The 14,883-nt window shown below is 71.4% G+C and carries 9 protein-coding genes; all 9 read left to right on the forward strand.

All coding sequences use genetic code 11. The annotated features are described in order from the left end of the window. The first annotated feature begins 142 nt into the window (after positions 1-142). Positions 143-4,699, forward strand: a complete 4,557-nt coding sequence (gltB, locus tag CED_RS09730; RefSeq protein ID WP_035909977.1) for a glutamate synthase large subunit — start codon at positions 143-145, stop codon at positions 4,697-4,699. Between the two features lie 59 nt (positions 4,700-4,758). Then, the gene (locus tag CED_RS09735; protein WP_035909979.1) at positions 4,759-6,201 is read left to right on the forward strand and encodes a glutamate synthase subunit beta; all 1,443 of its coding nucleotides are present in this window, start codon (positions 4,759-4,761) and stop codon (positions 6,199-6,201) included. Positions 6,202-6,353: 152 nt separating this feature from the next. After that, complete coding sequence (locus tag CED_RS09740) at positions 6,354-6,968, forward strand: adenylate kinase (protein WP_035909980.1); 615 nt, start codon at positions 6,354-6,356, stop codon at positions 6,966-6,968. 3 nt (positions 6,969-6,971) lie between these two features. After that, entirely contained in the window at positions 6,972-9,155 is a 2,184-nt protein-coding gene (locus CED_RS09745; protein WP_035909982.1) for a membrane protein, read from the forward strand. Between the two features lie 92 nt (positions 9,156-9,247). Then, positions 9,248-9,703, forward strand: a complete 456-nt coding sequence (locus CED_RS09750; RefSeq protein WP_011437394.1) for a tellurite resistance TerB family protein — start codon at positions 9,248-9,250, stop codon at positions 9,701-9,703. Between the two features lie 76 nt (positions 9,704-9,779). Next, on the forward strand, positions 9,780-10,631 hold the full coding sequence (locus CED_RS09755) for a sulfite exporter TauE/SafE family protein (RefSeq protein WP_035909983.1): 852 nt from the start codon (positions 9,780-9,782) through the stop codon (positions 10,629-10,631). Between the two features lie 258 nt (positions 10,632-10,889). Next, positions 10,890-12,149: a type IV toxin-antitoxin system AbiEi family antitoxin domain-containing protein gene (locus CED_RS09760; RefSeq protein ID WP_232235051.1), complete on the forward strand. Its 1,260-nt coding sequence runs from the start codon at positions 10,890-10,892 to the stop codon at positions 12,147-12,149. Positions 12,150-12,241: 92 nt separating this feature from the next. Continuing rightward, the gene (locus tag CED_RS09765) at positions 12,242-14,224 is read left to right on the forward strand and encodes a methylmalonyl-CoA mutase subunit beta (protein WP_035909986.1); all 1,983 of its coding nucleotides are present in this window, start codon (positions 12,242-12,244) and stop codon (positions 14,222-14,224) included. Then, on the forward strand, positions 14,224-14,883 hold a 660-nt coding region (locus tag CED_RS25225; RefSeq protein WP_235186996.1), incomplete at its 3' end, for a methylmalonyl-CoA mutase family protein. The genes CED_RS09765 and CED_RS25225, both read left to right, overlap by 1 nt.

Here is a 14,883-nt window from a genome sequence, read left to right on the forward strand (position 1 = left end):
TTGATCGCGGCGCATGAGCGGGCCGCGTGGCACACTCGGTAGAGACACGGGGCGCCGGGCCAGCGTCGCCGTGCCGTCACACCACTCGGACAGCGTTGTCCGCACCCCCTTCAGCCCCTGAAGATGGACAGGACTTCGCCGGATGCCGAGTGCGCAAGGTCTTTACGACCCCACCTTCGAACACGATGCCTGTGGCGTCGGCTTCGTCGTCGATGTACACGGCAGGCGCAGTCACGAGCTGGTCGAGCAGGGCCTGACCGTGCTGCGTAACCTCGACCACCGGGGTGCCTCGGGCAGCGACCCGGACACCGGCGACGGAGCCGGCATCCTGGTGCAGGTCCCCGACCTGTTCCTGCGTGACGTCGTCGACTTCACGCTGCCCGCCCCGGGGCGTTACGCCGTCGGGATCGCCTTCCTGCCGCAGGTCTCGGGGGAGCGGGACGAAGCCGTGCGCACCATCAGCCGCATCGTCCGCCAGGAGGGGCTGCGGGTCCTCGGCTGGCGTGAGGTGCCGGTCGTCAGCCACATCGTCGGGCACGCGGCCCACGAGGTTGAGCCGCGGATGCGGCAGCTGTTCCTCGCATTGCCCGGCAGTCTGCCCGCCGCCGGTCCGGTTGAGGGCGGCGCGGGGAACGGGTTCGACCAGGCCGACCTCGAACGTCGGGCGTTCTGCGCCCGCAAGCGGATCCGCCGGGAGACCGGCGTCTACCTGGCGTCGCTGTCGTCGCGGACCCTGGTCTACAAGGGGATGCTCACCACCCACCAGCTCTCGGCCTACTTTCCCGACCTCGACGACCCCCGGTTCACCAGTGCCATCGCGCTGGTGCACAGCCGGTTCTCCACGAACACCTTCCCGAGCTGGCCGCTGGCGCACCCGTACCGGTTCGTCGCCCACAACGGGGAGATCAACACTGTCCGCGGGAACCGGNACTGGATGCGGGCCCGCGAGGCGCTGCTCGCCAGCGACCTGATCCCCGGTGACCTCTCCCGGCTGTTCCCCGTCTGCGCGGACGGGGCGAGCGACTCGGCGAGCTTCGACGAGGTCCTGGAACTGCTGTACCTGGGCGGTCGCAGCCTGCCGCACGCGGTGCTGATGATGATCCCCGAGGCGTGGGAGAACCACACCGAGATGGACCCGGCGCTGCGCGCCTTCTACCAGTTCCACTCCACGCTGATGGAGCCGTGGGACGGCCCGGCCTCCATCGCGTTCACCGACGGGACGGTCATCGGGGCGGTGCTCGACCGTAACGGGCTGCGGCCCTCGCGGTACTGGGTCACCGACGACGGCCTGGTCGTGATGGCCTCCGAGGTGGGCGTGCTCGACATCCCGCCGCACAAGGTGGTGCAGAAAGGCCGGCTCCAGCCGGGGCGGATGTTCCTGGTGGATACCGCCGAGGGGCGCATCGTCAGCGACGAGGAGATCAAGTCCGAGCTCGCGAACGCGGCGCCGTACGCGGAGTGGTTGCACGCCGGTCTGATCGAGCTGGACGACCTGCCCGAGCGGGAGCAGCTCCTCTACGGGCACTCCTCGGTGCTGCGTCGCCAGCAGGTGTTCGGCTACACGCTGGAGGAGCTGCGCGTGCTCGTCGCGCCGATGGCGCGCACGGGCGCGGAGCCGATCGGCTCGATGGGCACCGACACGCCGGTGGCGGTGCTCTCCAGCCGTCCCCGGCTGCTGTTCGACTACTTCACCCAGTTGTTCGCGCAGGTCACCAACCCGCCGCTGGACGCGATCCGCGAGGAGTTGGTGACGAGCCTGGGCCGGGTGCTCGGCCCGGAGGGCAACCTGCTCGCGCCATCCCCGGCGTCCTGCCGGATGGTGCACCTGCCCTATCCGGTGATCAGCAGCAGCCAGCTTTCGAAGATCATCGGCATCAACGACGACGGTGACATGCCCGGCTTCGCCTCGGTGACGGTCCGTGGCCTGTATGACGTCGACGGGGGCGGCGCGGCGCTCGCCGCCCGGCTGGCGGAAATCTGCGCCGGGGTCAGCGAGGCCATCGCCGACGGTGCCCGCATCGTCGTGCTCTCCGACCGGGACTCCGACACGCGCAAGGCCCCGATCCCGTCGCTGCTGCTGACCGCCGCCGTGCACCACCACCTGATCCGGGAGCGGACCAGGACGAAGGTCGGCCTCATCGTCGAGTGCGGCGACGCCCGTGAGGTGCACCACATCGCGCTGCTCACCGGCTACGGCGCCGCGGCGGTCAACCCGTACCTGGCATTCGAGTCGATCGACAGCCTCATCGCCGAGGGCGAGATCGTCGGGGTGTCCCGGGAGCAGGCCGAGAAGAACATGATCAAGGCGCTCGGCAAGGGCGTGCTGAAGGTGATGTCCAAGATGGGCATCTCGACGGTGGCGAGCTACACCGGTGCCCAGGTCTTCGAGGCGATCGGGCTGTCCCAGGAACTGATCGACGCCTATTTCGCGGGTACCCCGTCGCGCCTCGACGGCATCGGACTCGACGTCATCGCGGCGGNGGNGGCAGCGCGGCNCCGGCGGGCCTNCCCGCCGATCGCCTCCGAGCACGCGCACCGCACGCTGGAGGTCGGCGGCGAGTACCAGTGGCGCCGCGAGGGTGAGCTGCACCTGTTCAACCCGGAGACCGTCTTCCTGCTCCAGCACGCCACCCGCACCCGGCAGTACGAGACCTTCCAGAAGTACACCGCCCGGGTCGACGGTCTGTCCCGGGAGAACGCGACGCTGCGGGGTCTGTTCGAGCTGCGTACCGGGGTGCGCACGCCGGTGCCGATCGAGGAGGTCGAGCCGGCCTCGGAGATCGTCAAGCGGTTCGCGACCGGTGCCATGTCCTACGGCTCGATCAGCGCCGAGGCGCACGAGACGCTGGCTATCGCCATGAACCGGCTCGGCGGGAAGTCGAACACCGGCGAGGGCGGCGAGGACGCGGAGCGGTTCACGCCGGACGCGAACGGGGACCTGCGCCGCTCCGCGGTCAAGCAGGTCGCCAGCGGCCGGTTCGGGGTGACCAGCGAGTACCTCGCCAACGCCGACGACATCCAGATCAAGATGGCCCAGGGGGCGAAGCCCGGGGAGGGGGGGCAGCTTCCTGGCCACAAGGTCTACCCGTGGATCGCGAAGACGCGGCACTCGACGCCCGGTGTCGGGCTCATCTCCCCGCCGCCGCACCATGACATCTACTCGATCGAGGACCTCGCCCAGCTCATCCACGACCTGAAGAACGCCAATCCCAAGGCCCGGGTGCACGTCAAGCTGGTCGCCGAGGTCGGCGTCGGCACGGTCGCCGCCGGGGTCTCCAAGGCGCACGCCGATGTGGTGCTGATCTCCGGGCACGACGGCGGGACGGGCGCCNCGCCGCTGACCTCGCTGAAGCACGCGGGTGCCCCCTGGGAGCTGGGGCTGGCCGAGACCCAGCAGACGCTGCTGCTCAACGGCCTGCGCGACCGCATCGTCGTGCAGGTCGACGGGCAGCTGAAGACCGGCCGCGACGTCATCGTCGGGGCGCTGCTGGGGGCCGAGGAGTTCGGTTTCGCCACCGCCCCGCTGGTGGTTGCCGGCTGCGTGATGATGCGCGTCTGCCATCTCGACACCTGTCCGGTCGGTGTGGCGACCCAGAACCCGGAACTGCGCAGGCGGTTCACCGGCAGGCCCGAGTTCGTCGAGGCCTTCTTCACCTTCATCGCCGAGGAGGTGCGCACCTACCTCGCCGCGCTGGGCTTCCGCAGCCTGCAGGAGGCGGTCGGCCGGGTCGACCTGCTCGACGCCCGCGCCGCCGTCGACCACTGGAAGGCCTCCGGCCTCGACATCACCCCGTTGCTGCACACCCCGGAGCGGCCCTTCGGCGGCTCGCTGAACTGCACGTCCAGCCAGGACCACGGGTTGGACAAGGCGCTGGACAACTCGCTGATCCAGCTGTGCGAGGGAGCGCTCGACGACGGCCGGCCGGTCTGGCTGGAGATGCCGATCCGCAACGTCAACCGGACCGTGGGCACCATGCTCGGCTACGAGGTGACGAAGCGCTTCGGCGCGGCGGGGCTGCCCGACGACACGATCCAGCTGCGGTTCACCGGCTCCGCGGGGCAGAGCTTCGGCGCCTTCGCGCCCCGCGGCATGACACTGACCCTCGAGGGCGACGCGAATGACTACGCCGGCAAGGGCCTGTCCGGCGGCAAGATCTTCGTCTTCCCGCCGAAGGAGTCCCCGCTGCGGGCCGAGGAGAACATCGTCGCCGGTAACGTCCTGCTCTACGGGGCGACGGGCGGCGAGGCGTTCTTCCGCGGAATCGTCGGCGAGCGGTTCTGCGTGCGCAACTCCGGGGCGACCGCGGTGGTCGAGGGGGTCGGCGACCACGGCTGCGAGTACATGACCGGCGGCACCGTGCTGGTGCTCGGGGCCATCGGGCGCAACTTCGCCGCGGGCATGAGCGGCGGCGTGGCCTACCTGTACGACCCGGTCGAGGCGCGGATCAACACCGAGATGGTGGACGTCGAGGCGCTGGACGACGCCGACGAGACGATCGTGCGGGACCTGCTCGTCCGGCACCGCCGGGAGACCGGTTCGACGGTGGCCGCCCGGCTTTACACCGACTGGGACACCGTGCGCGGGTCGTTCCGTAAGGTGATGCCACGGGACTACAAGCGGGTGCTGACCGCCATCCGGCAGGCGCAGGAGCAGGGGCTCGTCGCCGACGAGGTCATCATGGCGGCGGCTCGTGGCTGACCGGGCCGCCAAGCACGACCCGACCATCATCGCGATCGCACGGACCCGACAGGAGCGGCATGGCTGACCCGACCGGCTTCCTCAAGCACCGCAGGGAGCTGCCGAAGCGCCGTCCCGTGGACGTCAGGATCACCGACTGGCGCGAGGTGTACGAGTCGTTCCCCGAGGAGCATCTGCGCACGCAGGCCAGCCGGTGCATGGACTGCGGCATCCCGTTCTGTCACGAGGGCTGTCCGCTCGGGAACATCATTCCGGAATGGAACGACCTGACCCGGCGCGGCGACTGGGTGGACGCCATCGAGCGGCTGCATGCGACGAACAACTTCCCCGAGTTCACCGGGCGGCTGTGCCCGGCGCCGTGCGAGGCGGCCTGCGTGCTCGGCATCGGCGACGATCCGGTGACCATCAAGCAGATCGAGGTCAGCATCATCGACCGCGCCTGGGCCGACGGCACCNTGGTCCCGGTTCCGCCGTCGCTGCGTACCGGCAAGCGGGTGGCGGTCGTGGGCTCCGGCCCGGCCGGTCTCGCCGCCGCCCAGCAGCTCACCCGGGCCGGCCACGAGGTCGTGGTCTACGAACGGGCCGACCGGATCGGCGGCCTGCTCCGCTACGGCATCCCCGAGTTCAAGATGGAGAAGCGGGTCTTGGACCGCCGGCTCGCGCAGATGGCGGCCGAGGGCACGTCGTTCGTCACGTCCTGCAACGTCGGCCTCGACATCTCCGCGGACGAGCTGCGTTCCTCCCACGACGCGGTGGTCCTCGCCGGCGGATCGACGGTCGGCCGGGACCTGCCCGTTCCCGGCCGCCAGCTGGGTGGCGTCCAGCTGGCGATGGAGTTCCTGGTGCCCGCGAACCGGGTCGCGCAGGGGGACCTGCCCGAGTCGCCCATCTCCGCCAAGGGCAAGAACGTGGTCATCATCGGCGGCGGTGACACGGGCGCGGACTGCCTGGGCACCTCCCACCGCCAGGGCGCGCTCTCCGTGCACCAGCTCGAGATCATGCCCCGGCCGCCGGAGCTGCGGGCCCCGGCCAACCCGTGGCCGTCGTACCCGATCATCTACCGGGTCTCCAGCGCGCACGAGGAGGGCGGCGAGCGGGTCTTCGCCGTCTCCACCGAGCGCTTCCTCGGTGACGAGGACGGCAACGTGCGGGCGCTGCGCATGCACGAGGTGCGCCTCGTCGGCGGGAAGTTCGAGAAGGTCGAGGGTACCGACACCGAGCTGCCCTGCCAGCTGGTGCTGCTCGCCATGGGGTTCACCGGTCCGGAACGGTCCGGCCTGCTGACCGATCTCGGGGTGGAGCTGGACGCGCGCGGCAACGTGGCGCGCGACGCCGGGTGGGCCTCCTCGGTCCCCGGCGTGTTCGTCGCCGGGGACATGGGACGCGGGCAGTCGCTGATCGTCTGGGCGATCGCCGAGGGACGTGCCGCGGCCGCCGCCACTGACCGCTGGCTGATGGGCAGGACGGACCTGCCCGAGCCCATCACGCCGACGCGTCGCTGACCGGGAGCCGGCCAGCCCCGGCGTGCGGCCGGAACATCGGAGCACTTTTCGGCCGAAGATTCATGTGATCTGCCTTGCTCCATGCCGGATCCGCGGCGATTGACCGGACTCGCCGACCCGCCTGGTGACCTGCGGCGGTACCGTTCAGTGCCATGAGGCTCGTGCTGCTCGGTCCACCTGGCTCCGGCAAGGGAACCCAGGGCGCTCGCATCAGCGCCCGGCACGGCATCCCCTCGATCTCGACCNGCCGGCTGTTCGACCGGCAGATTGCCGCGGGTACGCCGCTGGGCCGTCGCGCGGAGCGCTACGTCCGCGCGGGCGAGCTGGTCCCCGACGAGATCGTGCTCGACATCGTCGCCGACCGGCTCGAGAGCGGCGTCGACTGTGCGGTGGGGTTCCTGTTCGACGGGTTCCCCCGGACCTACCCCCAGGCCGAGGCGTTGGACCGGATGCTCGTGGCGACCCGCGGCCCGCTCGACGCGGTCGTCGACCTCGACGTCGACGTCGACGAGGTGCTCGACCGCATCCGGCGCCGGTCCCGCACCGAGGACCGGGTTGACGACGCGGAGGACACCGCCCGTCGCCGGTTGAAGGTCTTCGAGCAGGAGACCGCACCACTGCGCCGCTACTACCAGCGGGGTGGCCTACTGCGCACGGTGGACGGTTCCGGCAGCCCGGACGAGGTTGCGGCCCGCATCGAGGAGATGCTGGCGGACGTCGCCCATCCGGGTCTGCGGGCCCATCCGGGTCTGCCTGTCTGTCGGTAGGCCATGGGTCGCCGAGGAGGGGAGCGGGGGCGCCTCGCGCACGTCGCCCTCGTCGCCCTCGTCGTGCTCTGCTGGCTGCCGCTGGTCGTCGTCATCACCGCGTGGCGGACCGTGCTGAACCCGGCCTTCTATTCGCAGTCGCTGAACCGGGCCGACGCCTTCGACCGCGTCTACACCCAGGTACTGCCCGATCCCGCGGTCGACACGTTGCTGGCCGGCCTCCCGATCGACAGCTCCCTCGTCACCGCGAACCTGCGCACGGTGCTGCCCCCGTCGACGATCCAGGCGATGACCGACGAGCAGATCAACCGGATCGTCGCCTACCTGCGGGCCGACACGGACGACGTCGANCTCGCCGTCGATCTCCGGCCGATCTTCGACAACATCTCGGGCCTGGCCAACCGGTACGTCGCCGGTGAACTGGGCGCCGGCACCAGCTACCAGGTCACCACCGTGCAGGAGTTCACCCACGGTGTCGTCACCGCGCTCGACGACATCGCCGCCGGGCGCCCGCCGAAGTCCCTGCCCACGATCGAGCTCTCCCCGCAGGACACCGACCGCGTCCTGCCCGTGGTGCTGGACCGGGTGGACGCCGACACCCGGGCGCGCATCGAGGCTCCGCTGCGCGCCCTGCTGAGGTCGGGCAACATCGCCGGAGCGCTGGCGCTGGTCGGTCCGGAGGTCTTCCGGGGCGACGAGACGGCCATCGGCCGGCTCCAGGTGTATCTCCACGGATCCACCCTCGATCTCGGGGTCCGTCTGTCGGATCTGCGTGACCGGCCGATGATCGTCGCGATCGACCGGCTGCACGACGTCGCCGCGACCCTGGTGTGGGTCTCCCTCCTGCTCGCCCTGATCATGACGGCGGCCATGGTCAGCATCGTCGTGCTGGCCGGGCGGCGGGGGGTGTCCCGGGTCCGGGCCGCGACCGGTGCGGTGGTCCTCGCCGGCGTTGGTGCGGGGCTGCTCGGCGTCGTCCTGCGCATCGCGCTGCCGAATCCGCTGACCTCGCTGGACAGGTCGTCGTCGCCCCTGCCGCCGGGAGCCGGCGCAGTGCTGGTCGACTTCTCCTCGCGCGCCTACGGCACGCTCGAGAGCGACTTCCTGCGGATCGTGGCCTGGACGCTGGTGGCCGGCCTGGTCGGCTACGGATTGTCGCGGCTCGTCGCGGTGTCCGCCCGGTGGAACCGGACCGGCCGGCGGCGCCGGGTCGCCACGGCGTTCGCCCTCGCGGCGCCCCTGATGATCATCGTGACCTGGACGGCCTTCCCGGGCGCCGCCGCCGAGGCCCGCAAGCTCTGCAACAGCCAGCAGGCGCTGTGCGACCGGCGCTATGACCAGGTGAGCTACCTGGCCACCCACAACGCGATGGCCACCAGCGAGGACCGGTTTCTCGGGCCTGCCCAGGACCCGGCGATCACGCACCAGCTCGACCTGGGGGTGCGCGCCCTGCTGCTCGACGTGCACCACTGGACATCGCCGACCCAGGTCGACGCCTATCTGCAGACCCTGCCGCCCGCGACCCGCGACGCGCTCGCCCCGCTGACGCGAGGCGCCCGGTCGGAACGCCCCGGCACCTGGCTGTGCCATGACCTGTGCCAGCTCGGCTCCCTCGACTTCGTGGCGGAGCTGACTCGGGTCCGGGACTGGATGAACCGTAATCCCACCGAGGTCGTGACGCTGATCATCCAGGATAATGAGGTGCCGGCGAGCGAGATCGCCGGCGGCGTGGCGGCCGCGGGCCTCGCGGGGATGGTGACGACGCCGCCGGAGGATCCGCATGGCCGATGGCCGACCCTGCGCGAGATGGTCGCCTCGGGCCGACGCCTGGTGGTCTTCACCGAGCGGCAGGACCTGCCGGGCACGTTCCTGCGCAGCTTCTACCGGTATGCCGAGGACACTCCGTTCGATGCGAAGAAACCCGAGGATCTGCGAACCTGCGCCCGCAACCGGGGCGTGGACGGTGCCTCGCTGCTCCTGATGAACCACTGGCTCACCGCCGCCGCGCCCAGCCGCCGTGCCGCCCTCGGCGCGAACGCCGCCGAGACCGTGTTTACCCGGGCACAGCGTTGTCGCCAGGAGCGCGGGCGGATCCCGACGTTCGTCGCGGTCGACTTCGCCACGATCGGTGACGCGCAGGCGGCGGTGGACCGGCTCAACCGCGTTCGCGGCGGTGCCGGTTCCTGACCCTCGGCCAGCCGGTGGGAGCATGTCCGGGCGGTCATGCGTTGACCTGCGAGGAACCATCTAGTGATACGTCACCGTGCGAGGGAGCCCAGGTGCCGATCTGGAACCAGCTGCGTCAGTCCGCCCAGACGATGCAGGGCCAGCTGAACGCCAAGAAAAACGACCTGAAGAGCGGTGCCTTCCGCGATGCCAGCATGGCGATGTGCGCATTGGTCGCCGCGGCGGACGGGACCATCGACCCGGCCGAGCGGCAGCGGGTCGCCGCACTGATCATCTCCAACGACGTGCTCAACAACTTTCCCGCGGATGATCTCCAGCGTCGCTTCAACGACTATGTCGGCAAGCTGCAGGCCGATTTCGAGTTCGGCAAGGTCTCCATCCTCCAGGAGATCGGGAAGACGAAGAAGAAGCCGGCGGAGGCCAGGGCGGTCATCCAGATCGGGATCGTCATCGGCGGGGCCGATGGCAACTTCGACAAGACGGAGCAGGCCGTCGTGCGGGAGGCGTGCTTCGCGGTCGGCATCAACCCGGAGGAGTTCGACCTCTGAGCCGGACCGGCCGCACTGCGCCGAACCCGTCACCCCGTCACCCCGTCACCCTTCCTTCCATCGGCATAGAGGACACGTGGGACCAGCCGATGCCCTGCTCGCGGGCGGGGCGGGTCTGCTCGCGGGCGCGGTGAACACGATCGCGGGCGGCGGGACCCTGATCGCCTTCCCGGCGCTGCTCGCCACCGGTCTGCCGGCGCTGACCGCCAACATCACCTCATCGGTGGGGCTGGTCACCGGGTACGCCGGTGGGGCGCTGGGCTACCGCCGCGAGCTTGCCGGGCAGGCCGTCCGGCTGCGTGCCCTGGGACCGCCGGCTCTGCTCGGCGGTCTGGCCGGCGCCGTTGTGCTGCTGGCCACGCCCTCCGACAGCTTCCGGGCGCTGGTTCCGTACCTGGTGCTGGTCTCCTGTCTGCTTCTGGCGGCTCAGTCCCGGCTCGCGGCCGTGGTGGCACGCCGGAGAGCCAGCACGGCGGCGGGTGGCGGGCCGCCGGAGTCGGCGCCATCCGGGCCATCCGGTTCGCCCGCGGCCGCATTGCTGTCGCCCGCCTCCGGTTCGCTCGCCTCCGACCGGGTGACCTGGCCGACTCGGCTCGGGATCTTCGTCGCGGGAGCCTACGGATCGTATTTCGGCGCGGGGCTCGGGGTGCTGCTCCTTGGGGTGCTGGGCATTCTGCTCACCGACGACCTGCAGCGCACCAACGCGCTGAAGACGCTGCTCGCGTTCGGGGCCAACGCGGTGGGAGTGGCGGTCTTCCTGGTCACCGCGAAGGCCTCGTGGGGGNTCGCCGGCATCCTCGTGGTCGCATCCCTGCTCGGTGGGACGATCGGTGCCCGGGTGGCCCGCCGGCTACGACCGAACGTTCTACGTGGCGTGGTCATCACGCTCGGTGCGACCGTGGCGATCGCGTTGCTGATCCGTGGCTGACCAGCCGGCCGTCCGTCGAACCGGCCGTCCGTGGACTATCTTACGTTATCGGACGGTGCACGCCGTCGTTATCGTACATTCGCGCAAGCAACTCGGCCAGGTAGCGGCTACGCTTCCGAAGCCAGCTTGAGGAAATGGTTCCGGTGACAGCCGGCTGGGTTACCGCTGGGCCCTACGTTCGTCGTCCTCCTGTGAGGAGTTATCCACAGGTGGCCTGTGGCGCTGGATTACCGGGGCTACCTGATGGATTCTCGGTCCATGACGTTTTCCGCTTCGGCCTCGTCCCCGCCGACCCGTCCCGTGCGCTATCCCGGTTTCGACCCCGCGGTCCGCATCGCCGGTCGCCAGGGGGGTGCGATCACCTACCGGCAGGCGATGGCCGCTGGGTTGACCCGCGGCCAGCTGCGCCAGCTCGTCCACTCTGGCCAGTGGAGCCATCCGGTGCGCGGTGTCTTCGTCGTACCTCTCGGCCCGACGGAGCTCCCCGGCTCCGTCAACGACGTCCCGCGGCCGGGGGACCGGCGGCGCGCCGAGCATTCTGAAATCCGGGAGAAGGAATCCGCCGGACTTGTCCGTAACGACGTCGCGCGCCGACGAAGAAAGCGCCATGGTGCCATCACCGCGGGCCCCGGACACGCGGCGTCGGTCGTCGGCGGTGAAAATACAACGCCGATTCTCCCGGTCTTCTTCTCGCCATTTTCTGCACGGGTAAGGGCCGCGCTCATCGGGCGTCCCCGAGCCGTCGTCTGCGGGATCACCGCCGCCCGGCTCCACGGTTTTCCGCTCGAGGTTCCGGAAAGCTCCGCCGAACCCGTGCACCTTCTTCTTCCGGCTCGGCAGACCCGGGCCCAGCCGCGCGGGATCCGGCTGCACTTCAGCGATCTCGACGTCGACCAGCGCGTCGAGTTGGGTGGGATCCCACTCACCTCGCCGGAGCGGACGCTGGCGGATCTCGTGCTGGCCGCCCAGTCGCGTGAGGTGGCGGTCGCCCACCTGGACGCAGCCCTGCACCGCGGCCTGGTGCCGAGCCTGGCGGGGGCACGGGCGGCCGCCGAGGGGCGGCGCGGTTTCCGGCAGACGACCGACTGGTGGTCGCTGGCCGACGGCCGGGCCGAGACCCCCCTGGAGACCCGGCTGCGGCTGCTGCTGGCCGACAACGGGCTCGCGCCCGTGGAATTGCAGTGGCCGGTCATGGACGGGACCGGTCAGATCATCACCCGGCTGGATCTCGCCTGGCCGGCGCAGCGACTCGACGTGGAGGCGGACACCTTCTCGGCCACCAGCCCGCCGGCGATGATCTACCAGGACCGTCATCGCGGCAACATCCTCGCCGCGTTGCGCTGGACGGTGCTGCGCTTCAGCGTGGCCGACGTGACCTGGCATCCGGAGCGGGTCGTCTCGGCGGTGACCCGGGTCCTGGCGGCGCGGGCGGCCGAGCGGGCCGAGGCGTCCAGAGCGGTCGCTGAGGCGTCCGCCGCCGGCACAGCCGCGGTGGCTGAGCGGCTGTGGGCATCGTGAGCAGGGACACGATCCGGCGAAACGCGCGCAAGGCGTTGTGACGGGAAGTACATTCCAGGCCGCCTGGGTCCCCCGGGCCTACGATCCGGAACATGAGCGTTCCATCGGCCGGGTTGTCGCTGGCCGCAGACTTTCCGGANGCGACGCGCGCCGATTGGCAGACGCTCGTCCTGCAGGTGCTGCGCAAGTCCGGCGTGGCGACCGAGGCGACTACTCCCGGCGAGGTCGAGGAGCTGTTGGCCACGCGGACCTACGACGGTCTGCGGATCCGTCCGCTCTACACCGCCGAGAACNCCCCCGCCGGCGGGGTGGGCCTGCCGGGGTTCGCCCCGTTCGTGCGGGGTGGGCGGGCGCAGGGCGCGGGCACCGGCGGGNGGGNTGTCCGCGCGCTGCATGACANCCCCGATGCCACGCTCGCCGCCGAAGCGGTCCTCGCCGATCTGGAGAACGGCGCCACCTCGCTCTGGCTGCGGCTGGGGCCCGCCGGTCTGCCGATCGGCGGGCTCGGCGCGGNGCTGCGCGAGGNCTACCTCGACCTCGCGCCGATCGTGCTGGACGCGGGGGAGCTCACCGCCGCGGCCGCCGAGGAGTTCTTCGGCCTCGTCGCCGCCCGCGGCCTGCCCGGTTCGCAGCTCACGGGCAGCCTCGGCGCCGACCCGATCGGTCTGGCCGCGCGGACCGGCCTGCCGGCCGGCGGCCCGGTGGGCCTCGCCGAGGCGGTGTCGCTCGCCGGCCGGTGCGTGCGGGAGTTCCCCGGGATCCGCGCCCTCGTCGTCGACGCCCAGCCGTACCACCGCGCGGGTGGCAGTGACGCCGAGGAGCTTGGGGCGTCACTGGCCACCGGCGTCACCTACCTGCGGGAGCTCACCGAGGCCGGCCTGAGCCTTGCCGAGGCGCTCGCCCAGATCGAGTTTCGCTACGCGGTCACCGCCGATCAGTTCTCCTCGATCGCGAAGCTGCGGGCCGCCCGCCGGATGTGGTCACGGGTCGCCGAGATGTGCGGCGCTGAGCCGGCCGACCGGGCCCAGCGTCAGCACGCGGTCACCTCGGCGGCGATGATGACCCGCCGGGATCCCTGGGTGAACATGCTGCGCACGACGCTGGCCTGCTTCGGCGCCGGTGTCGGCGGCGCCGACGCGGTCACTGTCCTGCCGTTCGACACGCGCCTCGGCCGGTCCGACGACTTCTCCCGCCGGATCGCCCGCAACACCCAGGCCCTCCTGCAGGAGGAGTCGAGCCTGATCCGGGTGACCGACCCGGCCGGTGGCTCCTGGTACGTCGAGTCGCTCACCGCCGGGCTCNCCGAGGCGGCCTGGGCCTGGTTCACCGAGATCGAGCGGGCCGGCGGGATCGTCGCCGGCCTGCGGTCCGGGCTCGTCGCCGAGCGGATCGCGGCCACCTGGGCGACGCGCTCCGACGCGATCGCCCACCGGCGGGACCCGATCACCGGGGTGAGCGAGTTCCCGAACCTGGGCGAGAAGCTCCCCGAGCGGCCCGCCGTGCCCGCCGCGAGCCCCGTGCCCGCCGCGAGCCCCGTGCCCGCCGCGAGCCCCGTGCCCGCCGCGAGCCCCGCCGGCGCCGGCGGGGAGGCCGCCACGGCGGTGGGCGCCGGGCTGCCGGAGGTCACCTACGACCTCACCTTCGAGGAGCTGCGCGCCCGTTCCGACGCGCACTTGGCGGCGACGGGCGGCCGGCCTGTGGTCTTCCTGGCCACCCTGGGCAGCGCGGCGGCCTCGACCGCGCGCGCCACCTTCGCCGCCAACCTGTTCCAGGCGGGCGGGTTCGAGACTCCGACGTCCGGCCCGGGCACGGACCCGGCGTCGATCGCGGCGGCGTTCAGCGCCTCCGGGGCCACCGTGGCCTGTCTGTGCTCGGCCGACAAGGTATACGCCGAGCACGCCGGGCCGGTCGCCGAGGCGCTGCGGGCCGCCGGGGCGAGCCGGGTGTGGCTCGCGGGCCAGGCCGGTGCGCGCGCGCGGACCGACGCCGCCGCGGGCATCGGCGGGTACGTGTTCACTGGATGCGACGCCGTCGCCGTGCTGCGGGCGGCGCTCGCCGAGGTTGGGGTGGCCTGATGTCCACGGACAGCTCGCAACGTGCCACGATGATCCCGGACTTCTCCGCGGTGGAGCTGGGCACCACGCCGGCCGGGGCGGACACGGCGGAGGGTGAGTGGCGGGCCGCCCTGGAGGCGGCGACCGGCAAGGACGCCGACGCGCTGACCTGGGATACCCCCGAGGGCATCGCGGTGAAGCCGCTCTACACCGCCGCCGACACCGCGGGCCTGGACTTCCTGGGCACCTACCCGGGGATCGCGCCCTTCCTGCGCGGCCCATACCCGGCGATGTACGTCACCCAGCCGTGGACCATCCGCCAGTACGCCGGGTTCTCCACCGCCGCCGCGTCGAACGCCTTCTACCGGCGCAACCTCGCCGCCGGGCAGAAGGGCCTGTCGGTCGCCTTCGACCTGCCGACCCACCGCGGCTACGACAGCGACCACCCACGGGTCACCGGCGACGTCGGCATGGCCGGCGTCGCCATCGACTCCATCCTCGACATGCGCCAGCTGTTCGACGGTATCCCGCTGGACAAGATGAGCGTGTCGATGACCATGAACGGCGCCGTGCTGCCGGTGCTGGCNCTCTACATCGTCGCGGCCGAGGAGCAGGGGGTGGCCCCGGGGCAGCTCGCCGGGACCATCCAGAACGACATCCTCAAGGAGTTCATGGNNNNC

The organism is Frankia sp. CeD (assembly GCF_000732115.1).
Classification (GTDB): domain Bacteria; phylum Actinomycetota; class Actinomycetes; order Frankiales; family Frankiaceae; genus Frankia; species Frankia casuarinae.